This is a genomic window from Kitasatospora sp. NPDC090308 (assembly GCF_044769485.1).
Taxonomy (GTDB): domain Bacteria; phylum Actinomycetota; class Actinomycetes; order Streptomycetales; family Streptomycetaceae; genus Kitasatospora; species Kitasatospora fiedleri.
The window spans coordinates 36,426-57,677 of record NZ_JBIVXY010000008.1 but is presented as its reverse complement, the minus strand read 5'-3'; the positions used below and the strand labels follow the sequence as shown (position 1 = coordinate 57,677).

The window sequence follows — 21,252 nt, the reverse complement described above, 5'->3', positions numbered from 1 at the left end:
GAAGCCGCTCGCTACGGGGCCGGCTGCGGGGTCACCGGCCCGTCCGGGAGTTCCGGCAGGACCCGGCGGGCGACCTTGGCGAGGTGCGCCTCGAACGCGGCGGGCGGGTCCGGGTGGACCCGGACCAGGGCGACCATGGCGGTGATCATCACGTCGCACAGCTCGTCCGCGACGTCGTCCCAGGTGTGCGAGAAGCCCTTGCGCGGGTTCTGGCCGAGGGCGCCGATCACCGCCTCGGCCACCTCACCGGCCTCCTCGCCGAGCTTGAGGCACTGCAACACCCGCTGCATCTCCGGGGGTTGGGTGCTGCCCTCGGCCAGCCAGTCGGCCAGCCGCCGCACCGTCTCCCACTGAGCCCCCGTCTCTCCCCGGGCCACCGTCCCCCGCCGCGTCCCCTGCTGCCGCTCGTCCACGCCCCACCGCCCCGATCGCTCCGTTGCCGACCGCGCGGCCGGCCGGGGCCGTCCGCGCGCCGTTCGGCAACGACCGTACCGGGTGGGGCGGCCGGGCGGCGGGGGGTCAGCGCAGGCGCTGCTGCCAGTCGATCGGGACGTGGCCGGCCGGGCCGGGGGTGGGCTGGGTGACCGGGTGGGCGGACGGGCCGGCCAGCTCCGGTCCCTCGTAGAACTGCTCGGTCTCGGTGTTCCAGAACCAGTCCTCGCCGGGCTCGAAACTGGTGAGGAACGGGTGGCCGGCCGACCTGGCGTGCGTGCTGGCGTGCTGGGACGGGGAGGAGTCGCAGCACCCGATGTGCCCGCAGGCGGCGCACCTGCGCAGGTGGAACCACCAGCCCTGGCCGTCGCCGGCCAGGCACTCCGCGCAGCCGTCGCCGCTCGGCGGGACGCTGGGGTCGATGCCGGGGATCGTCGTGTCGTCGCTCATCGTGGAACCTCCTCGGCCAGGGTATGCCCGGTGCGCCGGACGCGCGGCGGAAGCGGGTCCGGCGCGGCGGGGTGAAGCGGCCTCCCCGGGGGAAGGGGAACGGGCGGGGGCGTCGGACGGAGGCGGATTCCGTACCGATCTACAGTGCTGTAGATTCAACTCGGGCCCGGGCCCGATCGAGGGGCCCGGCGACGGCCGCCGCGCCGAACCGGCCGAACTGCCGCGCCCGGTACGGGGAAACCACAGGAGGGCACACATGGGAGTCTCGCTCGCCAAGGGCGGAAACGTCTCGCTGACGAAGGAGGCCCCGGGGCTCACCAACGTCATCGTTGGCCTGGGCTGGGACGTCCGGGCCACCACGGGCGCCGACTTCGACCTGGACGCCAGCGCGCTGCTGTGCAACGAGGCCGGCCGGGTGCTCAGCGACCAGCACTTCGTCTTCTACAACAACCTGCGCAGCCCCGAGGGCTCGGTCGAGCACAGCGGCGACAACCTGACCGGTGGCGGCGACGGCGACGACGAGCAGGTCAAGGTCGACCTGGCGGCCGTCCCGCCGCAGGTCGCCAAGGTGGTCTTCCCGGTGTCGATCTACGACGCGGAGAACCGGCACCAGAGCTTCGGCCAGGTCCGCAACGCGTTCATCCGGATCGTCAACGAGGCCGACGGCAGCGAGGTCGCCCGCTACGACCTGTCCGAGGACGCGTCCACCGAGACGGCGATGGTCTTCGGCGAGCTCTACCGCTACGGCAGCGAGTGGAAGTTCCGCGCGATCGGCCAGGGTTACGCCTCCGGCCTGCGCGGCATCGCGCTCGACTACGGCGTCAACGTCTGACGTCCCCCTCGCCGCGGGCGGGCCGCTCCGACGCCTCCGGGCAGCGGGGCGGCCCGCGCCGTTCGGGCCAGTCTCGTCGCCGTCGCCGTCGCCGACGCCGACGCCGACGCGGGGAGTGTCGGCGTTCCGGCGGTGCGCGGGGTTGTGGCAGGCTCGGCGCATGGAACAGCGTGTACTTGGCAGGACCGGCCGTCCGGTCTCGGTGATCGGTCTCGGAACGTGGCAACTCGGCGCGGACTGGGGCGTGGTGCTGGAGGACGACGCGCTCGCGGTGCTGAACGCCGCGGCGGACGCCGGGGTGACGTTCTTCGACACCGCGGACGTCTACGGCGACGGCCGCAGCGAGCAGCTGATCGGCCGTTTCCTGAAGAGCCGTCGGAGCGGGGACGGTGGCGACGGCCTGACCGTCGCCACCAAGCTCGGCCGCCGGCTGCCGCAGCTCCCGGAGAACTACGACCTCGCCAACTTCCGCGAATGGACCGACCGTTCGCGCCGCAACCTGGGCGTCGAGCGGCTCGACCTGGTGCAGCTGCACTGCCCGCCCAGCGCCGTCTACTCCAGCGACGAGGTGTTCGACGCGCTCGACACCCTGGTCGAGGAGGGCCGCACCGCCGCGTACGGTGTCAGCGTGGAGACCTGCCGGGAGGCGCTGACCGCGATCGCCCGGCCCGGCGTCGCCAGCGTGCAGATCATCCTCAACCCGTTCCGGCTCAAGCCGCTGGACGAGGTGCTGCCCGCCGCCGAGAAGGCGGGCGTCGGCATCATCGCCCGGGTACCGCTGGCCTCCGGCCTGCTGTCCGGCAAGTACACCAAGGACACCCTGTTCGGCGCGGACGACCACCGCACCTACAACCGGGACGGCTCGGCGTTCGACCAGGGCGAGACCTTCTCCGGCATCGACTTCGAGACCGGGGTGGAGGCCGCCGACGCGTTCGCCCGGCTCGCCCCGCCCGGCGCCAGCTCCGCGCAGACCGCGCTGCGCTGGATCGTCCAGCAGCCCGGCGTCACCACCGTCATCCCCGGCGCCCGCAACCCCGAGCAGGCCCGGGACAACGCGGAGGCGATGGCCCTGCCGCCGCTGCCGCCGCGGACCCTGGAGGCCGTCCGCGACCTCTACGACCGGCGGCTGCGGGCCCGGGTGCACTCGCGCTGGTAGCCGGGCCCGGGCGGGGCGGGGCGGGGCGCGGTCGGGGCTCAGGGCAGGGGTTCGGCGTGGAGGGGGGTGCGCGGGTCCTGGTGGCCGCCGGTGGCCAGCATGCGGACCTCGCCCTGGTCGCTGATCTCGGCCTGCACGATGCCGGAGGGGTCCGCGTACACCGGGTGGCCGCCCGGGCCGCGCCCGCCCGTCGCCTCGACCACCACCACGTCCTGTTCGGCGTGGCCGCCGGTCTCTCCGGGGAACGTGAGTGCGAATCGCTGGGTCATGGCCTGGCCTTCTTCCGTCGGCATCGTTCCATCCTAGGCGGGTGCCGGGCGGACGGTCGCGGGCAGGCGGGTGCGGACGGACGGTAGCGGGACGGTCGCGCGGCGGTACGGGGGCGCGGGAGGCGTCGCGGGCGGTCAGACGAGCAGGTGGAGGCGTTGCGCGGCCGGGCCGACCCGGACGGTCTGGCCCCAGGTGAGGTGCAGGGCGTCCGACTCGATGCCGTCGCCGAACGCGACCAGGAGTTCCGACTCGACGGTCAGGGTGAGCTGCTGGTCGGCGTCCAGCAGGCCCTCGACGCGGGAGGTGCCGGTCACCGGGGACGGCCACGCCTCGCGGACGAACCAGGACAGCCGGGGCACGGTCGGCCCGGGCAGGTCCAGGCGGCTGGAGCGCTCCAGCCAGGCCGAGCGGCACCAGCCGGTGGCGCCGGTGCCGGTGCCGACCAGCACCCCCGAGGACGCCTGCGACTCGGCTTCGCCGCCCGGCGCCGCCAGCCGGTAGCGGGCGGTCTGGTGGCCCGGCTGGCCGAGGTAGACCTCGTTCAGCGCGAGCAGCCGCTGGGTGTCGTCCGCGACCGCCTGCACCATCGTGCGCCGCTCCAACCGCTGCTCCGCGCCCGGCAGGACGGCCGCCCGCAGCAGGGCCCCGGCCCGGTCGGCGCGGTGCCGGACCAGGACGCCCGGGTTGCGGCCCGGCTCGGCGTCGATGCCGATCACCGGCTGGCCGGCCAGGTACTTGGCGGTGTTCGCCACCAGCCCGTCCTGGCCGACCACCACGACCACGTCCTCCGGGCCGAACAGGAAGCGGTCCAGGTCGGCGCGCTCCACCCGGGCCTGCCGCCAGTCCAGCGGCACCGCCGCCGACACCTCGGCGAGCGCGCCCCGGGAGCGGTGGTGCCGCTGCTCGGCCTCGGCCAGCGAGCGGCCGCGCCGGGCGAGGAAGAACTCGGCCTGGCCGCGGGTGCCGTGCCGGGCGATCAGCTCCTCGTACTCGGTGCGCCGGTGGACCAGCACCACGCGCGGGGAGAGGCTCACCGCTCCGTCCCCTCCGGTGCGGCGGCGCCGCCGCCCGGCACCGACAGGCGGGTGAGCAGGCCGGTCAGCAGGTCCGGGGTGAGGGTGATGCTGTCGATCCGCGGCAGGTGCTCGGCCAGCCGGATCAACGCGAGCGCCTGGAGGACCTCGGGGCCGGCCTGCTGGTGCGCGGCCAGCCAGGCGGCCTCCGCGGCGGCCTTCGCCTCGCCCAACGTCCGTGCCGCCTCGGCCTGTTGCGCGGCCAGGGTGCCGGCCGCCTCGGCCTCCGCGACCGCCATCCTGGTCCGGCGGGCCGCGTCCGCGCTCGTCCGGACCGCGTCCGCGGCGGCCTTCTGCTCCGCCTCGCGCCGCGCGTTGGCGCCCTGCTGCTCGACCAACTCCTCCTCGCGGCGCGCCAGTTCGATCCGGCTGGCGAGTTCGTTCTCGGCGATGGTGCGCTCCCGCTCGACCGCGACGGCGCGCCGCTCGTACGTCGCCCGGTCGGCCTCCTGCTGGACCTGCTCGCGGGCCGGGGTGCGCAGCGCCCGCTCCATCTCGGCCTCCGGCCGGACGGCGGTGACGCGCACCGCGAGCACCGTCACCCCGATCTCGGCCAGCCGGGGTTCGGCGGCCAGACCGGCGGAGATCCGCTCGCGGACGGCCGTCACGCCGTCGACCAGGGTGTCGGCGAGCGGGGTCCGGGCGATCAGCTGGAGCGCGTGCTGCTGGGCGGTCTCGGTCAGCAGGGCGCCGAGCTGGGCGAGCGGTTCGGCCCGCCAGCTGCCGGTGTCCGGGTCGATGCCGAAGTCGAGGCGGGTGGCGGCGGTGGTCGGGTCGCTGATCCGGTAGGTGACGGTGGCCTGCACCGCGAGGTCCTGGAAGTCCGAGGTGCGGGCGTGGAACATCATCGCCAACTCGCGGTCGTCAGCTGGGACTTCGGATATCGCGGCGGTCAGCGGCCGGAACCAGAAGGCCAGCCCGGTGCCCTCGTGGGCGAGCTGCCCGCCGCGCAGGTGGCGGATGTGGCTGGTGGGGGTGGAGCGCAGGTGGCGGAAGCCGAAGCGGCGCGTGATGTCGGCCATGGGAGTCGCGGTCCTCTCTTTTCGTCCGGATGACGATAACCGGGACCGCTGCTTGTCGTCAATACGACGAAAAGTGGGTGGTGGGGTGGGAGCGGTCGGCCAGGGTCCAGGACCGGCGTCGGAACGGTGCGGAGGCAAAGTTATGCTGGTCGCCGTCACCGTTCAGCGCTCCGGGGGATGCCGTGCCGCCCTACCGCACCAGTGTCCCGGGGCCGCGGCCGAACCTTCGCCTGCGGGCGGTTCTGGGCGCGGCGGCCGGGGTGCTGCTGCTCGGGCTGGTGCCCGTGGTGCGGCACGGTGCGGGGGCGAGGGCCGACGAGGGCGGCCCGGACGGGCCCCGGCTGACGGTGGCGACCTGGAACATGTGCGGAGTGGCCTCCTGGGGCTGTGCCGAGTACGGCGGCGGCGAGCAGAAGGCCGGGGCGCTGCGCTCGCTGGCGAAGGACCACGGGGCGCGGGCGGTGCTGGTGCAGGAGGCCTGCCGGGGCGACCTGGACCGGGCCGGGCTCGGCGCGGGCTGGCGGTTCGTCTTCCAGCCGTACACACAGGTGGACGAGACGGGCACCGCCGCCCCGGTGGAGTGCGGCGACGGCCGGGGCGAGGCCGGCATCGGCATCCTGGCGGCGGCCCCGCTCACGGACGTCTCCCCGGTCGCCGCGCCCCAGCCCGAGCACGGCCTGCGCCGCGGCATCCTGTGCGCCACCGCCGCGCCCACCGCCTCCTCGAGCGCCGCGACTGCGACCGCTCCGCCCGGCAGCGGCCTGCGGCTGTGCGTCGCGCACCTCTCGCTGCCGCCCACCGACCGGTCCGATCGCGGTGCGGATCTCCGTGACGACCAACTGGCGGCGCTGCTCGCCGCCGGGACGGCCCGAACGCCGGGCACGACCGGCTCGGTGTTCGGCGGCGACTTCAACTCCTCGCCGCCGGGCCCGAACAACCGGGACGCCTGGATCTGGCCCGCCGCCTACTTCGACACCGTCCGGGAGTGCGCCCAGGAGAGGCCGGACCAGCGCTCCGGCTTCGCCGCCACCCACGAGAACGGGCTCAAGCTGGACTACCTGTTCACCGCACTGCCCCGGCACGGCTGCGGCCGGGTGGACACCGGCTTCTCCGACCACGAGGCCGAACTGCTCACCGTCGCCGTCACGTCCTGACTGCCCGTCAGCCGCCGTAGCGCTGCTGGAGCACGGGGTTGCGGGCGAGCGCGCCGGCCACCACGAAGGTGACCTGGCCGGGCGGCGAGGTCCGGCCGTCGGAGTAGGCCGCCCGGGCCTCGACGGTGTGGCCGCCGCCGCGCCACTCCCAGGCGGGCTGCCAGCTCCACAGGCCGTCCTCGACGGGGACGGTGCCCAGCGCGTGCTCGCCGATGGCGAGTTCGACCCGCTCGGCGCCGAACGCGTGGCCGCTCAGCCGCACGGTGGGGCCGGGCACGTAGCTGTTGTCCACCGGTTCGGTGACCACCGGCGCGGGCGGCGGCGTCTCGGTGACGGTGGGCTGGGCGCGGGGGGCGTGCCGGTCGATGGTGAAGACCACGTCGGAGCGTTCGCTCTGGACGTTGCTGGCGTCGGCGGCGAACACGCGCAGCAGGTGCCGGCCCGCGGTGAAGGCCCGGTTCGCCTGCCAGGACCAGCTGCCGTCGGCGGCGACCGGGGCCGAGGCGAGGTACTTGCCGTTCTCCCAGATGCTGACCCGCACGCCGCCCGGCGCGAAGCCGGCGACGGCCACGCCGTCCGGTGGGAGCAGCGCCTCGGCCGGCGGGAAGGTGATCACCGGTCGAGGGAAGGAGTCGCCCTTGACCTGCGAGGTGTCCTTGAGGAACTGCTCGATCGCGGTGAGGTCGGGCTCCGGGACCTCGCCGCCGTTGGTGATCAGGCCGATCCGCGGGACGACGCCGTCCACCAGCAGGTTGAGGATGCCCATGATGGTGGGCAGGTTCCGCAGCGTCACCTTGCCGTGGCCAGTGATCAGCACCGAGTCGTTGTAGACGAGGTTGAAGTTCGCGTAGCCCTGGAAGAGGTGGAGGAACGGTTGCACCTGCCGCGGGAACTGCTCGTCCTGCGGGGAGGTGACCAGGTAGATGTTGGCGTTGCGGTGCGGGCTGGCCGCCGCCAGGTCCGGCAGGACGGCGTCGAGAACGGCGACGTTGTGCTCGGTCACCTCGCCCATCATCAGCCGGGCCGCGTCGGGCATGTCGGCCAGCACGTAGGAGCCGATGTGGAACTGGGGCACGCTGGCGACGATGTTGCCGAAGCCGTACTTGAGGCCGTAGAACAGCGCCGCGCTGCCCCCTTTGGAGCTACCGAAGACGGTGACGTCCTGCGGCGTCAGGTGCAGCGACCGCATCACCCGGTCGATCAGCCCGGCGACGGAGCGCTCCAGCAAGAAGTCCATCCCCTTGCACAGGTAGTAGGTGTTGGCCCCCTCGAAGGAGTCGCGGATCCACAGGATGTTGGCGCGCACCTTGTCCAGGACGCCGTTGGCCCAGCCGTACTCGTCCGGCGCGGTGAGGTTGGCGAACACCACGACCAGGCGCCGGTTGCCGTTGCGGGCGTGCGAGAAGCGGTACTCGATCGGGACGGCGCCTGTGGTGTCCACACCGGTGAAGATGCGGCGGGTGTGCTTGGCCTGGTCAGGCATGGGCCGAGTCCAATCGTCTGCGCAGTTCTGCCTGGAGGTCGCGCGGCGGCTCCACCACCGCCGCGGCCCCGTCGGGTTCGCGGAAGGAGCGGGGGCCCGGCCGGGTGCCGCCGGACGGGCGGGACGGGAGTGCCGACGCCTGCTGCGGCAGCTGCACCAGGTCGCCGCCCGCGACCAGGATCCGCTCCGCCAGGCGGGCCGAGGCGTACCCGTCGTCCAGGTCGCAGAAGGCGTCCTGGAAGCGCCGGTAGCGCTCCGCGTAGCGCTGCCGGATGCGCTCGGCGTCCCGGATCGAGGAGATCAGCTCCGGGGAGTCGAAGAGCAGCGGCCCGGGGGCGCTGTGCTCGAAGTCGAAGTAGAAGCCGCGCAGGGTGTCGCGGTAGTGCTCCAGGTCGTAGGTGAAGAACAGCAGCGGGCGGCCGGTGTTGGCGAAGTCGAACATCAGGGAGGAGTAGTCGGTGATCATCACGTCGGTGATCAGCGACAGGTCGGCCATGTCGGGGTAGTCGGAGACGTCGTGGACGAAGCCGTCGCCGGCACCGGGCACCGGGTCCACCACGTTGGGGTGGCGGCGCACCAGCAGGACGTGGTCGTGGCCGAGGCGGGCGCGGGCGTCGTCCAGGTCGATCCGGAAGTCGAGCTTGTACCGGCCGGGGGCGTAGTACTGGTCGTCGCGCCAGGTCGGGGCGTACAGCACGACCCGCTTGCCGTCGGGGACGCCGATCCGGCGGCGGATCTCGGCGGCGCGCTGACCGGTGTCCGGGCGGCGCAGCACGTCGTTGCGCGGGTAGCCGGACTCGACGATCTCGCCGGGGAAGCCGAAGGCGCGGCGCAGGATCGGGGTGGAGAAGCTGTTGGGGGAGACCAGCAGGTCCCAGTTCTCCACCTCGACGGCCAGGCGTTCGAGGTAGCGCTTGTCGGCGAAGTGCACGGCCTCGATGTCGTGGCCGATCTTCTTCAGCGGGGTGCCGTGCCAGGTCTGGACGACGGTCTGGCCGGGGCGCTTGCGGAACCAGTCGGGCAGGTGGTTGTTGGCCACGACGTAGCGGCTGGTGGCGAGGGCCTCGTACCACTCGGGCGACCACATGCGCACCGCGCGGGCGGTGTCGGGGACGTCGACCTGGTCGTCCTTGACCACCCACAGGTGCTCCAGCGGGACCTGGCGGCGCACCAGTTCCTCGTGCAGGGCGCGCGGACTGTCGGAGTACTGGGTGCCCTTGAAGGCGTCGAACAGCACGATGGCGCGGATGGGCTGCTGGCGGGCGGCGGGGTACGCCTTGGTGCGCAGCAGTTTCTGCCGGTAGGGGCCGCGGGCGTGGTCGGGCATCGCCGAGTGGACCAGCAGGGACAGCCGGTCGTAGGCCTCGGCCTGGAGTTCGTAGCGGCGCAGGTTGCGCTCGTAGTCCTGCGGGAAGGTCCCGATGGTCGGCTGGTCGATCTTGAGCATCAGATCTGCCAGGCGCTCCTCGGGAGCCACCGTGGAGGGGTCCTGGCGGCGCAGGAAGAAGTCCCAGCGGCCGGCCGCCAGGGGTATGGAGCCGGCCAGGGTGCGCATCGCGGCGGGCTTCACCACGGCGCGGAAGTAGCTGCCGCGCCACTCGAGCGCCACGGCCCGCTCGGCTCCCTGGGCACGGGAGCGCACCACCAGGTGGGTGTCGCGCAGCTGTTCGGGGGTGAGCAGTTCGAGGGCGGCGTAGTGGCCGACGATCTCCAGCGAGCCGTCCTCGTCCCAGCCGGTGCGGGTGACCAGCGGCAGGGCGGAGCGCTCGAACAGTACCAGGTAGCCGGAGCCGTTGCGGTGCAGCACGACCTCGCGGTCGCCGTCCGGGTTCTGCAGGGCCGCGGGCAGCCGGTAGTGGCCGTCCGGGGTCTCCTCGGCCATGACCGGGTACATCGTCATCTTGCGCCCGGCGACGTGGAAGGTGGTCTTCCAGCCGTTGCCGCCCATCTCCCAAGCCTTGGGCGCGTCGTCCTCGGCTTCGCCGGCGGCGCGGTGGCCCGGGACGAGGGCGCTCATCGGCACGGTGGTCACCCAGCTGGCCCAACCGTCGCCGCTGTCGAGGAACTTGACCCAGGCGTCGTGCTGGCCGGCCGCGCCGAGGCTGGTGAGGCGCAGTTTTCCCCACTCCGGCACGGTCGGACCCAGGTAGACGCCGCGGATGCGGATCTTGTCACCGGCGAGTTCGTGCTTGGTGATCCGGCAGCGGACCACCTCCACCCGGAGCTTGAGCCGGTCCTTGAGGAACAGCGGCAGCAGCCGGGTGTTCTTGTCGACGTACCGGTAGGGCGGGTTGGCGGCGCTGCCCGCGCCGCCGCGCTCGATGCCCCGGTAGCGGAGCAGGCCGCGGCTGAGCACGCCGGCCGCCACGTCCCAGGTGCCCTCGACCCACTGGCCCTTGTGCTGGAGGCGGGTGGTGTCGAAGGAGGCTTCGAAGCCTGCCCAGTCGTAGCAGTACCGGGCCTGGTTGGAGTGCTCGGTGGCCTGGGGGGCGTAGACGGTCTTCGCCGTCGCCACCACGAGGCGGCCCTGCTTCTTGTTGCGCAGGGCGAGGGCTTTGATCGACATGTGGCGCTTGTGGATGTTGATGTACCGGATGTAGGCGGAACCCGTGATGTTCAGCCGGTCGCCGTCCCAGCTCGCCCCGCTGATCGAGGCGTGCAGGGAGAGTTCCTTGTCGAGGCGGTAGGCCTTGCGGTCGATGCCGAGGCTGCGGTCGCCCAGGGTCGGGTACTGCAGGTAGCGGTGGAGGCGGCGCTGGACGGGTATCGGCCCGCCCCGGCGCTCGAACTCGACGACGTCCAGCAGCTCCTGGAGCTTGCGCCGGCGCACCAGCAGCCACTTCACCCGGGCCTCGGCGGGCAGTTCCCCGATCAGGTCCTCGCCGGCCTCGTCCAGGAACTCGTTGGCCCAGGTGACGAAGGACTCCCGGTACTCCTCGTCGCCGTCCGGGAGCGCCTTCAGGTGGAGCATCAGGTCGGAGGTGAGGCAGGCCAGGTCGTACTTGCGCTTGGACTCGGCGAAGCGCCTGGAACGGTGCTGCCCGAGGAAGCGGCTGACGCTGAGGACGGCGTCGACCCGGTCGCGCAGGTTGCCGACCTCGTGGTGCCGCTGGGTGATGGAGGGGGCCGCGTTGCCCTCGCGGCGGCGCCAGTAGTAGACGACGTCGGTGATGGTGTCGACCTTGGACGCCCGGAAGTGCGCGAACATGTTCACCCAGGAGTCCTCGTAGAGGACCCCCTCGGGGAACTCGATGAAGTAGTAGTCCCAGAAGCTCCGGCGGAACAGCTTGTTCCACACCGTGCGGTCGTAGATCAGCTTGTCGAAGCGGGTGATGTGGGTGCCCCGCCGGTCGGCGGCCATCGGGGCCCGGTGCAGCGGGGACTGCCACTTCTTCGTCGAGTTCATCATCTGCACGTTGCCGGAGACGAAGTCCGAACCGGACTCCTCCAGGGTGCGCAGCAGCGTCTCGTAGGCGTGCTCGGGCACCACGTCGTCGCCGTCGGCGAAGACGAGGAACTCGGCCTCCGGGTGGAGCGCGCGCAGGCCGGTGTTGCGGGCGTGGCCCGGGCCGTGCGCGTCCTGCCGGATCAGCCGGAAGCGCGGGTCCCGGGCGCACATCGCCCGGGCGATCGCGGTGGAGGAGTCGGTCGAGCCGTCGTCGACCAGGATGACCTCGAAGTCGCGGAACGACTGCCGGGCGATGGACTCCAGACATTCGGTGAGGTACATCTCGACGTCCTGGAAGGGCACGACGACGCTCAGTTTCGGGCGCTGGGCAACCACGGGAATCCGTCTCTCTGTCAGCCGGCGGAGGAGGCCGGGACGGGCTTGTCCTCGCGCAGGGCCTGCCAGAGCAGCTGGGCGCGGGGCTCGTCGGCGGCCACCCGGTTGTGGTCGATCCGGTCGGTGACCACCGGGAGCATCACGGTCTTCATCCGCTCGGGCTGGAGGCCCTTCATGCTCTGCGCGAAGTCGAGCAGGCCGTTGAGCGACCCCAGCGAGGTGTCGGTGGTGAGCGCCTTGGTGGCCGCGTCCGCCACGCCGTAGGCCTTGGTCGGGCTGGAGAGGGTGCCCTTGCGTTGGAGCTGGGACAGGACGGAGAGCAGGAACTTCTGCTGCAGGCCGATCCGGCCGAGGTCGCTGCCGTCGCCGATGCCGTGCCGGGTGCGGACGAAGGCGAGCGCCTGCGTGCCGTCCAGCACGTGGGTGCCGGCGGGCAGGTGCAAGCCGCTGTACTCGTCGTCGATCGGGGCGTCGGTGGTGATCTCCACCCCGCCCATCGCGTCCACCAGGTCCTTGAACCCGGCGAAGTCGATCTCGACGTAGTGGTTCATCCGCAGGCCCGTCATGGACTCGACGGTCTTCACCACGCAGGACGGGCCCGCCGTGGTGTAGATCGAGTTGAACATCACGCGGGGCGCGCCGGCCACCTGCTTGCCGTCGGTGGTGGTGCACGCCGGACGGGCGACCATGGTGTCGCGGGGGATGCTCACCACGGTGGCGTTCGCGCGGCCCTCGGGTATGTGAACCACCATCGCGGTGTCGGAGCGCGCGGTGCCGCCGACGTCGCCGCCCGCCAAGTCGCCGTTGTCGCCGCTGCGGGAGTCCGAGCCGAGCACCAGGATGTCCTGCGCGCCGGTCGGCAGCACGGCCGGCCGGTCGTCCCCACCCAGCGCCTTGTCGATGTCGACGGTGTCGAGGTTGCCCTCCAGGTGACGGTAGCCCAGGTACGCGGCCCCGCCCGCGGCCAGCGCGAGCACCAGCACCGTGCCGCCGGTGATCAGCAGGATCCGGCGGGCCCGCCGCCGCGGCTTCGCCGGGGTGTCCAGGGCCGCGTACGGCGTCCCGCCGGTCGACATCTCATCGGTCTTCGCCATGCCTGTGCGTCCTCCTGGTCGTGACGCACGGCTGTACTGGTATGTGCGCGGAGTAAATGTTCTCACGCGCTTTTCACCCGAACTTAACCGACTGGATCACATTCCCATATCGAATCTTTACGCAATCATGGAATCACTCAGCGTGAGCAGCCGATTCCATGCTGTTCGTACCCGTCTTCGGCGGCCTGTCCGCATTTCGCCCTCATCTGGCGATTTGGTTTCCCCCGGCGGATGGTGAGGGGGGGATTAATTTTCCGAGCGGGTTCTCAATTGGCTTTCCTCGGGGCCGGGTTGGGCCCGGACCGCCGGATCGACCCGGACCTCGGCAGGTGGGGTGCGTCGCTTCCACGGCTCCAGGTGGCAGGGGTCGACGGAGAGCCGTCCTGACTGCGGGAGCGCCGAAGGGAGGGCGGTGAGTGCATCGATATGCGGCCGGTGCGGGCGGGCGGGCGCGATAAAGCCGCCCGAAAGGTCGACTTCGTGTCATTCGTCCAGCGGCGCTCTGCGGCGCTGCTCCGAACCGCCCGGGTCCTGACCGGAAGTCAGGAAAATGCGGGTGCCTTGCCGCAGGGAGAACTGGCCGTCGCCGCAATCCCCGCCTGCCCGGGCCGAACTCGCAATGTCGGTGGCTGGGGGGGGCTCTTCGGCAACCCTCATCCGGCCGTTCGCGCCGGGTGCTCCGGCTGAGCAGGCGGCCGGGGTGTCTTCCCGGCCGCCGGGCGGTCAGATTCCGGCGCGGGTGCGGGAGGTGGTGGAGACCGCGGCGAGGTCCTGTTCGCCGTGGCCGTGGGCGACCGCCTGGAGCAGTGAGTCGCGCAGCAGCGAGGCCAGCGGGAGCGGGACTTCGGAGGCGGCTCCGGCGTCCAGGGCGAGGTTCACGTCCTTGAGGCCGAGGGCCAGGCGGAACCCGGCCGGCTCGAAGGTCCGCTGGGTGATCATCGACCCGTAGCCGGCGTACACCGGGCCGGGGAAGAGGGAGTTGGTGAGCACGTCGAGCAGCGCCGCCGGGTCGAGCCCGTTGGCCTCGGCGAGCGCGGCGGCCTCCGAGAACGCCTCGATCGCCGACACCAGCAGGAAGTTGGCGCCGATCTTCGCGACGTTGGCCGCCGCGGGGTCCTCCCCGAGCGGCCAGGTGCGGCGTCCCATCGCCTCGAACAGCGGTGCCAGCCGGTCCAGTTCGGCGGACGGGCCGGCCGCGAGGATGTTGAGGTTCCCGGCCGCCGCGACGTCCGTCCGCCCCAGCACCGGCGCCGCGACGTACCCGAGGCCGTGCCGGGCGTGCAGTTCGGCGGCCCGGCGGGCCAGCGCGGGTGAGACGGTGGCCATGTTGGCGTGCGTGACGGCCCGGGCGCCGGACAGCAACTCCTCGTCCAGCAACAGGCTTTCGACCACCCGGTCGTCCGCGAGCATGGACACCACCACCTGTGCCTCGAACGCCTCGGCGAGCGATCCGGCGGCCGAGGCCCCGTCCGCGACCAGCTCGGCCACCGGCTCCGGCGAGCGGTTCCACACCCGCACCGCGTGCCCGGCCGCCAGCAGCCGACGGGCCATCGCCCGCCCCATTCCCCCCAGACCGACGAAACCGACGTCCATGCGCAGTGCCTCCCAGTTCTCGGCGGACCCCCGACGGGCCCCTCCGGCGGACCCCGCCCGACCGGTCTCGGCCGGTGGTTCTCGGCCGGTGGATCTTGGCGGATGTTCCGAGGCGATGCTACGGCGCGGACGGGTGAACGGCCCGGACGGGCGGGGCCGGAGCGCGGGTGGTGTCGCCCTCCGGCCGTGCCCGGTCTGCCAGGATGCTCCCATGGTGGCGGACACGGTGACGGTGCGGACGGTGCACACGGCGGACCTCGACCCGGAGACCCGGCGGGCGGCCCGGGCCCTGCTGTTCGAGGTCTTCGGCGCGGACGACATGACCGAGGAGGACTGGACGCACTGCCTCGGCGGCCTGCACGTACTCGCCTGGGAGGACGGCGAGTTGATCGGACACGCGGCCGTGGTGCAGCGCCGCCTGATGAACGGCGACCGCATCCTGCGGACCGGCTACCTGGAAGGCGTGGCCGTCCGCCGGAGCCGCCAACGGCGGGGCGTCGGAGGGAAGTTGATGGACGAGGCGGAACGCGTCGTCCGGGCCGCCCACGAGATCGGCGCCCTCGGCGCCAGCGAGGAGGGCGTCCCGTTCTACCTCGCCCGCGGCTGGCGCCCCTGGCCCGGCCCCACCTGGGCCCTCGGCCCGCACGGGCGGCAGCGCACCGCCGAGGAGGACGGCGGGATCTACCTCCTGGGCGGCGAAGGGGAGTTGGACCTCGACGCCGACCTGGCCTGCGACTGGCGCGAGGGCGAGCTGTGGTGACCCGCGGCGGCCGGTGACGCCCCGCGCCGGCGCCGGGGGAGTGCGGGGGCCGACCGGACCCGGCACCGGCCGCCGCCGGAAACCCGGATGACCGCGACGCGCCGCCCGAATAGGGTCGGCCGGTGCCCGAACCGGAGCAGGTGCGCGCCGACCACGCCCCGGCGGTGCCGGCCTTCGAGCCGGTGGACCGGGCGTACTTCGCGGCGGCCGTCTCCGACCGCGGTGACGACTTCTCCGAACGGTACGCCGACCGGCACCGGGCCCTGCCGGCCGAGCAGGAATCCGGCGCATGCGCCTCCCACCTGCTCCGCGCCGAGGACGGCTCGGTGCTCGGCAGGTTCAACCTCTTCGACATCGACATCGGCAGTGGCAGTGACACCGGCACCGGCAGCGAGAGCGAGAGCGACAACGGGCGCGGCGGCGGTGCGAAACTCGGCTACCGGGTCGCGCAGCACGCCGCCTCCCGGCGGGTGCTGGTCAAGGCGGGCTTCGTCCCGGTCGGCCCCGTCGGCCCGGCGGACCTCGGCGGCAGGCAGGGCACCTGGTACCGGCGCGTCCTGCCGGTCGAGGAGCGGTGGGTTCCGGGCCGCCCCGGCGGAGGTGGTCCGTCCGGGGCGGCCCGTGTTCGGCCCGGTGTCACCAGTCGGCGTTGGTCGCTCCCAGGCTCAGCAGGACCTGGTCGAAGTCGTTGCCGTCGTTGTCGTCGGTGTACGACACCGCGAGCGCGCCGAACGGGGAGGAGGCCACCGCGGCCTGCTCCTGCCGGCCGGTCGTGACCTTGCTGACGGACTGGGAGGGCAGCCGGCCGGTGAAGGTGCCGTCGGGGTTGAGGCCCCGGGCCCGGACCGCCGGGTCGGCGCCGGCGACGCTCCAGCCGACCACGGCGTGGCGCTGGTCGTCGATGCCGACGGTGGGGTTGCCGGCCCCGGTGCCTCCGGAGATCTCGACCTCGGCCGGGCCGGCGGTGCCGGTCGCGGTGAACGACCGGGCCCAGACGCCGCGGGTGCCGGTGTGGTCGGACTCCCAGGCCACGACGAAGTCGCCGTTGAAGTCGGCGGCCACGGCCGGGCGTTGCTGCTGCCCGTCGGCGACGCCGTTGGCGCTGCGGCGGCTGAGCGTGACGGCCCCGTTGGCCTTGGCCAGCTTCACCAGGCCGATCTGGTAGTAGCCGTTGCCGTCGGTGTCCTCGTCCCAGACGACGACGGCGTCGCCCGAGGCGGAGGTCGCCACGTCGGGGTCGTGGTGCGCGCCGCCGGTCGCGTTGACCGTCACCTCGTACGCCTTGGTGGTGGTCCCGGTGAACCCGGCCGCCTTCACGGTCGCCGCCGCGGTGCCCTGGACGTCCTCCCAGACCACCGAGAACGCGACCGCGGTGGTGCTGCCCGGCGCGCCGTCCGGGTCGACCGCGACGCGCGGGTGGAGCTGCTGGCCGTCGGCGTTCGCGTTGACCCGGCCGGAGCCGAGGACCGCGCCGGTCGGGGAGAGCACCCGGTAGACGATGTTGTAGAGCCCGTTGCCGTCCGGGTCCTCCGCCCACACGACGACGGCGTCGCCCCGGTCGTCGAGGCCCACGTCGGGCTGGAGGTGCCGCCAGGCGGTGCCCGCCGTCCCGCCGGCCGAGAGCTTCGTCTCGTAGGCGGAGGCGCCGTCGCGGTACATCCGCACCCACACGTCGCTGTGCGCGTCGTCGCCCGGGTCGGTCGTGTCGCGGTCGTCCTCCCAGACCACCGCGACGTCGCCGAGGCGGTCGGTCGCGATCGAGGAGGAGTCCTGGTCGCCGGTGGCGTCGCTGTTCACGGTCACCCAGGACGAGGGCCCCGCCGCCGAGGCCGGGGCGACCAGGGCGAGGACCGCGGCGAGACCGGCGGCGGCCGCGCCGAGTACGGAGAGCTTACGCATCGGCCAACCCCGGCTGTCCGTCGTGGATGATGAAGGTCTTGGCGGTGGTCGCCGCCGCGCCGTGCTCGGTCACCGCCGCCACCGACCGGAAGTCGGCGGTGATCTGCGAGGGCTCGATCCGGGTGCGGACGTAGCCGCGCCGGTTGGAGTAGAAGCGCAGGTGCGGGTTGAGCGACCCGTTGGGGACCGCCGTGGTGGCGCTGCCGTCGCCGCCGCTGGTGATGGAGGTGCAGACCAGCTCGGAGCCGATCGTCGCCGACGACGGGTTCGCGTAGTCGGCCTTGAGGTCGTTGCCCCAGGACGCGTGCACGTCGCCGGTGAGGACGACCGGGTTGCGCACGGCCCGGTCGACGATGCCCTGCTGGATGCGGGACCGGCTGGCCCGGTACCCGTCCCAGGCGTCCATGTTCATCGCGCCGGACGCGTTCACGTTGCGGGCGAAGAAGACCTGCTGGCCGATCAGGTCCCAGGTGCTCAGGCGCTGGCCGAGCCCGTCGAGCAGCCACGCCTCCTGGGCCGAGCCGGTGATCGAACGGCCGGCCAGGTCGGCGTCGGCGCAGACCTTCGTCCCGTCGCCGCAGGACTGGTCGTCGCGGAACTGGCGGGTGTCGAGCATGTGGAACGTGGCGAGGGTGCCCCAGCGGACCCGGCGGTAGAGCTGGATGCTGTTGCCGGAGGGCGTCGCGGCGGCCCGCAGCGGCATGTTCTCGAAGTACGCCTGGTACGCGGCGGTGCGCCGCGCGGTCCACTGGGCGGCCGTCAGCACGGGGCTGCTGTCGGCGCGGACCATGTTGGCGTAGTTGTTCTCCACCTCGTGGTCGTCCGGGACCACCAGCCACGGCGCGATCGCGTGCGCGGCCTGCAGGTCCGGGTCGGTGCGGTAGAGCGCGTAGCGGCGGCGGTAGTCGGCCAGTGAGACGATCTCGCTGCCGAGGTGCTGGCGCACGCCGGTGGTGGTGGCGCCGCCCTCGTAGATGTAGTCGCCCAGGTGCAGGATCAGGTCGGGGCGGTCGTCGGCCATCCGGCGGTAGGCGGTGTAGTAGCCCTGCTCGTAGTGGGCGCACGAGGCGAAGGCCATCGTGAAGGCCCGCCCGAGCGTACCCGGCGCCGGCGCGGTGCGGGTCCGGCCCACCGGGGAGATGAACCCCTGGGCCCGGAACCGGTAGTAGTACTCCGAGTCCGGGGCGAGCCCGCCGGCCAGCACGTGCACCGCGTGGGCCTGGGCGTAGCGGGCGGTGACCGTCCCGGAGCCGATCAGGCTGGTGAAGTTCTGGTCGGCCGACACCTGCCAGTCGACGGCGACGTCGGCGTTGGGCATGCCGCCCTGGCCGTCCGCGTTGGTCGGCGCGGGAGCCAGCCGGGTCCAGAGCACCACGCTGCTGTCGTCCGGTTCTCCGGAGGCGACGCCGAGCGTGAAAGGGAAGGGGGTGGAGGCGGCGGCCGACGACGGGGCCATCGCGCCGAGTTGGAGCGCGGCGGCACCTGCGGTGGTGAGCCCGCCTAGCAGGAAGATGCGGCGACTGAGGTTGCTCATGACAAGCCATGTTCGCGGGTCCAGATGAACTTCCGACCTTACCGGAAGGACCGTCAAGTGACGGGGTGAAGACGCGAGTTGGCGGGACGTCGGGGGCGTACGACCTCCTTCGGACGGCTGGTGCGAGGGGAGGGTGAGCGGCCTAGGGCGTGTTTTGAAAGTGCTGGTCACAGCCACTCGTTGATGGCTGCGACCAGCACGGTCGCTTCGTAGCGAACGGCGAGTTTGTCGTACCTTGTGGCGACCGCTCGGTGGCGCTTGAGGCGGCTGGTCCCGCACTCCACCGCGTGGCGCTCCTTGTAGCCGTCCTTGTCGAACTTCGGTGGCCGCCCGCCGTGGGAACCACGTTTCCTGCGGTTCGCGATCTGGTCCCGCTTCTCGAGGATCGTGCAATAGACGTGGCGTCTTCGCAGGTGGACGCGGTTCGCGCGGGCCCCGTACGCCTTGTCGGCGCGGACCCTGTGCGGCCGTGCACGCGGGCGTCCCAGGCCCAGGCGCGGCAGGCGGATTCGGTCCAGGACGACCTGGAACTGCGGGGAGTCGCCGCGCTGTCCGGCGGTGATCACGAGCGACATAGGCTTCTGGGCCTGCCCGACGGCCAGGTGGTTCTTGGAAGTCAGTCCGCCGCGGGAACGTCCGAGCCCATGGTCGCCGGGCTCGGTGAAGGCACCACCGGGCGACTCGACCTGCAGGTTCCCCTTTTTGCGCGCACCGGCTGCATGCCGGTTGCGCGAACGATCGTGGAGTCTACGGAGATGTCCCAGGCGATCAGGCCCTTCGCATCGGCCCGGGCCTGAAGCTGTTCGAGGACCCGGTGCCATGTGCCGTCACGCTGCCAGCGACGGAACGGCCCGCATACCGCCCCCCATGGCCCGTAGCGCACCGACAGGTCCCCCCACGGAATGCGGGTGCGGATGCGGGTGCGGAGCCGTGTACCGTTGATCAGCTGTCGCTTGGTGCGCAACGGAGGCCGGCCGGGCTTGACGCCCTGCGGTAGCAGCGGTTCCAGCACTGCCCACTGGGCGGCCGTCAGATCTCCCCGGGCCATGGAAGGTGATCATCGCATGACCTTGATCCACTTCTGGGAGCGGGCTGCCTCCTTCAGCCGGTCGTCGGAGACGGCTCCACCGGTGGCGGCTCGGATGAGTAGCGAGCCCGGTTGGCGTTGAAATGAGCCAGGTAGTAGGTGACACCGTCGAGGTGCAGCTCCATGGGCGGAGGATCGGTCACCAGACGGGTCCAAATGGACCGGCCGTCTAGCTGCGCCTCCAACTTCGGAGTGTTCCAGGAGCGCGCCCGGCTCTCCGCCTCTTCCGGAGACCACAGGAAGCGGGCGGCGGACTCCTTCTCCTTACCGGGCTCCGCCGCTGTCAACGCCCTTACCAGCGCCGGACTGTAGACGGCGCGGACCCGGAAGTTCACGAGGAACCGCCTCCTGATCACGATTCGCGCGTAACGACGGCTGTTCCCCCGGTGGCGTCCGGCCACGATGACGCTTTCACCGCCGTCGCCCCAGCCCGGCGGCGCGACCCACACCTTCGCCCCCGCCACGAAGTGCCGATGCCCCTGGCGAATCTCCAGCCCGCCTTCGCCCTGGCCGGTCTCCGGGGCGATGTTGGCCACGATGCACAGGCCCAGCGGCTCAGGTCCAGTTCCATCCGTCATGGCTGCCATCATTGCCAGGCCCGCGCACGCTGTCGCGTTCTTTTTGCGGGCCGGGCTCGTGACACGGAGCCATCGCGACGCCGGGACCGTGCTGGTCGCAGCCATCAACGAGTGGCTGTGACCAGCACTTTCAGAACACACCCTAGCCGTTGGCGGGGGCGCCTGTCGGCGTGCGGGAGCGAGAGGGGGAGAGGGAAGGTGCGGGCGCGGGCGCCGGTGTCGGGGAGGTGGTCAGACGGGCGGTGATCGCGGTGGCGGTGCGGGCCGCGGTGTGGTCGAGGTGGCGGGCGGAGCCGCGCAGGAGGTGGCGGGTCTCCGTGGCGGCCAGGGTGAGCAGGCCCGGGAGGAGGTCGGTCGAGCGGGCCGCCACCCAGCGGGTGCCCCGGGTGGCCATCCACCACAGGTCGGCCCCGGGGCCGGGGGCCGTCACCGGCAGGTGGGCGGGTGCCGTGCCGACCGGGTGGCCGGCGGCGGCGAGCAGGGCGTGGAACTCCCGGGCGATCAGCTGGTGCCCGGCGGCGCTCGGGTGCAGCCGGTCCACGCTCAGTAGCTCCCGCTGCCGCGTCCAGGGCAGGTCCGCGAGGTGCAGGTGGGCGGCCCCGTAGTGCGCGGACAGCGCGTGCACCACCGCGTTGACGCCCCGCATCCGCCGGGCCAGCGGTCGGGCCAGCGGGGCGGGCAGCCCCAGCAGCCGCCCCGGGTCGGGCAGGCAGGCGGTCAGCGGGAGCGCCCCGATCGCGGTCAGCGAGGAGAGGGCGGAGGCGAACCGGCGGGCCGTCGACTCAAGGTCGAAGGAGGACCGCAGGGTGTCGTTGCCGCCGACCAGCACCGCCGCGTACCGGGGACGCAGGGTGAGCGCCGCGGGCAGTTGGGAGACCAACAGGTCGAGGCTGAGCGCGCCGCTGTTGGCCAGGTTGCGGAACTCGACGGGGTCCGGCGACAGGGCGGGCGCGAGCAGGGCCGCCCAGCCCCGCCACCCGCCCGGTACCGGATCGCCGACCCCCTCGGTCAGGGAGTCGCCGAGCGCAGCGAATCGAACCGTCATCACGTC

General features: G+C 72.7%; 18 protein-coding genes and 1 pseudogene. 5 read left to right on the top strand and 14 right to left on the bottom strand.

The genetic code is table 11. From position 1 onward, the window contains the following. Positions 1-11 precede the first annotated feature (11 nt). Positions 12-413: a MazG-like family protein gene (locus ACIQVD_RS19760; RefSeq protein WP_402290755.1), complete on the bottom strand. Its 402-nt coding sequence runs from the start codon at positions 411-413 to the stop codon at positions 12-14. 106 nt (positions 414-519) lie between these two features. Next, positions 520-882: a UBP-type zinc finger domain-containing protein gene (locus tag ACIQVD_RS19755; RefSeq protein WP_400679808.1), complete on the bottom strand. Its 363-nt coding sequence runs from the start codon at positions 880-882 to the stop codon at positions 520-522. Positions 883-1,138: 256 nt separating this feature from the next. On the opposite strand from ACIQVD_RS19755, the gene ACIQVD_RS19750 reads away from it, so the two are divergent. Both ACIQVD_RS19750 and ACIQVD_RS19745 read left to right on the top strand, forming a co-directional pair. Beyond that, the gene (locus ACIQVD_RS19750) at positions 1,139-1,714 is read left to right on the top strand and encodes a TerD family protein (protein ID WP_100839212.1); all 576 of its coding nucleotides are present in this window, start codon (positions 1,139-1,141) and stop codon (positions 1,712-1,714) included. Positions 1,715-1,874: 160 nt separating this feature from the next. Beyond that, positions 1,875-2,870 (top strand): aldo/keto reductase, encoded by a 996-nt coding sequence (locus ACIQVD_RS19745; protein WP_402290752.1) that lies wholly within the window; start codon positions 1,875-1,877, stop codon positions 2,868-2,870. A gap of 38 nt (positions 2,871-2,908) precedes the next feature. Here ACIQVD_RS19745 and ACIQVD_RS19740 read toward each other — a convergent pair whose 3' ends face one another. From ACIQVD_RS19740 to ACIQVD_RS19730, 3 genes are all read right to left on the bottom strand, one after another. Next, on the bottom strand, positions 2,909-3,139 hold the full coding sequence (locus tag ACIQVD_RS19740) for a DUF6296 family protein (protein ID WP_100839210.1): 231 nt from the start codon (positions 3,137-3,139) through the stop codon (positions 2,909-2,911). A gap of 135 nt (positions 3,140-3,274) precedes the next feature. Further along, positions 3,275-4,174: a hypothetical protein gene (locus ACIQVD_RS19735; RefSeq protein ID WP_402290748.1), complete on the bottom strand. Its 900-nt coding sequence runs from the start codon at positions 4,172-4,174 to the stop codon at positions 3,275-3,277. Beyond that, a complete protein-coding gene (locus ACIQVD_RS19730) occupies positions 4,171-5,235 on the bottom strand; it encodes an SPFH domain-containing protein (RefSeq protein WP_402290746.1) in 1,065 nt (354 codons plus the stop codon). Before ACIQVD_RS19730 ends, ACIQVD_RS19735 begins: the two co-directional genes overlap by 4 nt. 260 nt (positions 5,236-5,495) lie before the next feature. Between ACIQVD_RS19730 and ACIQVD_RS19725 the strand changes: the two genes are divergently transcribed. Continuing rightward, the gene (locus tag ACIQVD_RS19725; protein WP_402290743.1) at positions 5,496-6,389 is read left to right on the top strand and encodes an endonuclease/exonuclease/phosphatase family protein; all 894 of its coding nucleotides are present in this window, start codon (positions 5,496-5,498) and stop codon (positions 6,387-6,389) included. A 7-nt stretch (positions 6,390-6,396) separates the two neighbouring features. Here ACIQVD_RS19725 and ACIQVD_RS19720 read toward each other — a convergent pair whose 3' ends face one another. The 4 genes from ACIQVD_RS19720 to ACIQVD_RS19705 all read right to left on the bottom strand — a co-directional run bounded on the left by ACIQVD_RS19720 (position 6,397) and on the right by ACIQVD_RS19705 (position 14,343). Next, positions 6,397-7,872, bottom strand: coding sequence for a hypothetical protein (locus tag ACIQVD_RS19720; protein WP_402290740.1), 1,476 nt, complete (start codon positions 7,870-7,872; stop codon positions 6,397-6,399). Further along, the gene (locus ACIQVD_RS19715; RefSeq protein WP_402290737.1) at positions 7,865-11,656 is read right to left on the bottom strand and encodes a CDP-glycerol glycerophosphotransferase family protein; all 3,792 of its coding nucleotides are present in this window, start codon (positions 11,654-11,656) and stop codon (positions 7,865-7,867) included. Before ACIQVD_RS19715 ends, ACIQVD_RS19720 begins: the two co-directional genes overlap by 8 nt. A gap of 17 nt (positions 11,657-11,673) precedes the next feature. Beyond that, positions 11,674-12,750, bottom strand: a complete 1,077-nt coding sequence (locus ACIQVD_RS19710; RefSeq protein WP_400679818.1) for an LCP family protein — start codon at positions 12,748-12,750, stop codon at positions 11,674-11,676. A gap of 723 nt (positions 12,751-13,473) precedes the next feature. Next, entirely contained in the window at positions 13,474-14,343 is an 870-nt protein-coding gene (locus ACIQVD_RS19705; RefSeq protein ID WP_402290734.1) for an NAD(P)-dependent oxidoreductase, read from the bottom strand. A 211-nt stretch (positions 14,344-14,554) separates the two neighbouring features. Here ACIQVD_RS19705 and ACIQVD_RS19700 point away from each other — a divergent pair, with 211 nt between their 5' ends. Further along, the gene (locus ACIQVD_RS19700; protein ID WP_402290731.1) at positions 14,555-15,103 is read left to right on the top strand and encodes a GNAT family N-acetyltransferase; all 549 of its coding nucleotides are present in this window, start codon (positions 14,555-14,557) and stop codon (positions 15,101-15,103) included. Positions 15,104-15,225: 122 nt separating this feature from the next. Beyond that, positions 15,226-15,666, top strand: a pseudogene (locus ACIQVD_RS19695) (GNAT family N-acetyltransferase); the annotation flags it as partial. A gap of 73 nt (positions 15,667-15,739) precedes the next feature. Here the strand turns inward: ACIQVD_RS19695 and ACIQVD_RS19690 are convergent. The 5 genes from ACIQVD_RS19690 to ACIQVD_RS19670 all read right to left on the bottom strand — a co-directional run bounded on the left by ACIQVD_RS19690 (position 15,740) and on the right by ACIQVD_RS19670 (position 21,246). Beyond that, complete coding sequence (locus tag ACIQVD_RS19690) at positions 15,740-17,002, bottom strand: hypothetical protein (protein ID WP_402290728.1); 1,263 nt, start codon at positions 17,000-17,002, stop codon at positions 15,740-15,742. After that, positions 16,995-18,536 (bottom strand): alkaline phosphatase D family protein, encoded by a 1,542-nt coding sequence (locus tag ACIQVD_RS19685; protein WP_402290726.1) that lies wholly within the window; start codon positions 18,534-18,536, stop codon positions 16,995-16,997. The genes ACIQVD_RS19690 and ACIQVD_RS19685 overlap by 8 nt, the downstream gene beginning before the upstream one ends. A 167-nt stretch (positions 18,537-18,703) precedes the next feature. Next, positions 18,704-19,584 (bottom strand): IS5 family transposase gene (locus ACIQVD_RS19680; protein ID WP_402290723.1). Its coding sequence is split into 2 segments (ribosomal slippage): positions 18,704-19,263 and positions 19,263-19,584, totalling 882 coding nucleotides; the frame shifts between segments, so codons are not numbered across the junction. 53 nt (positions 19,585-19,637) lie between these two features. Beyond that, the gene (locus tag ACIQVD_RS19675; RefSeq protein ID WP_400679826.1) at positions 19,638-20,201 is read right to left on the bottom strand and encodes a hypothetical protein; all 564 of its coding nucleotides are present in this window, start codon (positions 20,199-20,201) and stop codon (positions 19,638-19,640) included. Positions 20,202-20,343: 142 nt separating this feature from the next. Next, positions 20,344-21,246, bottom strand: a complete 903-nt coding sequence (locus ACIQVD_RS19670; protein ID WP_402290720.1) for an SGNH/GDSL hydrolase family protein — start codon at positions 21,244-21,246, stop codon at positions 20,344-20,346. Between the last annotated feature and the right edge of the window lie 6 nt (positions 21,247-21,252).

What these genes read in the sequence shown, in the direction of transcription:
- ACIQVD_RS19750 (WP_100839212.1), top strand. Translation starts at nt 1,139, where the DNA reads ATGGGAGTCTCGCTCGCCAAGGGCGGAAACGTCTCGCTGACGAAGGAG.
- ACIQVD_RS19745 (WP_402290752.1), top strand. Translation starts at nt 1,875, where the DNA reads ATGGAACAGCGTGTACTTGGCAGGACCGGCCGTCCGGTCTCGGTGATC.
- ACIQVD_RS19705 (WP_402290734.1), bottom strand. Translation starts at nt 14,343, where the DNA reads ATGGACGTCGGTTTCGTCGGTCTGGGGGGAATGGGGCGGGCGATGGCC.
- ACIQVD_RS19720 (WP_402290740.1), bottom strand. Translation starts at nt 7,872, where the DNA reads ATGCCTGACCAGGCCAAGCACACCCGCCGCATCTTCACCGGTGTGGAC.
- ACIQVD_RS19670 (WP_402290720.1), bottom strand. Translation starts at nt 21,246, where the DNA reads ATGACGGTTCGATTCGCTGCGCTCGGCGACTCCCTGACCGAGGGGGTC.
- ACIQVD_RS19710 (WP_400679818.1), bottom strand. Translation starts at nt 12,750, where the DNA reads ATGGCGAAGACCGATGAGATGTCGACCGGCGGGACGCCGTACGCGGCC.
- ACIQVD_RS19675 (WP_400679826.1), bottom strand. Translation starts at nt 20,201, where the DNA reads ATGACGGATGGAACTGGACCTGAGCCGCTGGGCCTGTGCATCGTGGCC.
- ACIQVD_RS19730 (WP_402290746.1), bottom strand. Translation starts at nt 5,235, where the DNA reads ATGGCCGACATCACGCGCCGCTTCGGCTTCCGCCACCTGCGCTCCACC.
- ACIQVD_RS19700 (WP_402290731.1), top strand. Translation starts at nt 14,555, where the DNA reads ATGGTGGCGGACACGGTGACGGTGCGGACGGTGCACACGGCGGACCTC.
- ACIQVD_RS19685 (WP_402290726.1), bottom strand. Translation starts at nt 18,536, where the DNA reads ATGAGCAACCTCAGTCGCCGCATCTTCCTGCTAGGCGGGCTCACCACC.
- ACIQVD_RS19690 (WP_402290728.1), bottom strand. Translation starts at nt 17,002, where the DNA reads ATGCGTAAGCTCTCCGTACTCGGCGCGGCCGCCGCCGGTCTCGCCGCG.
- ACIQVD_RS19740 (WP_100839210.1), bottom strand. Translation starts at nt 3,139, where the DNA reads ATGACCCAGCGATTCGCACTCACGTTCCCCGGAGAGACCGGCGGCCAC.
- ACIQVD_RS19755 (WP_400679808.1), bottom strand. Translation starts at nt 882, where the DNA reads ATGAGCGACGACACGACGATCCCCGGCATCGACCCCAGCGTCCCGCCG.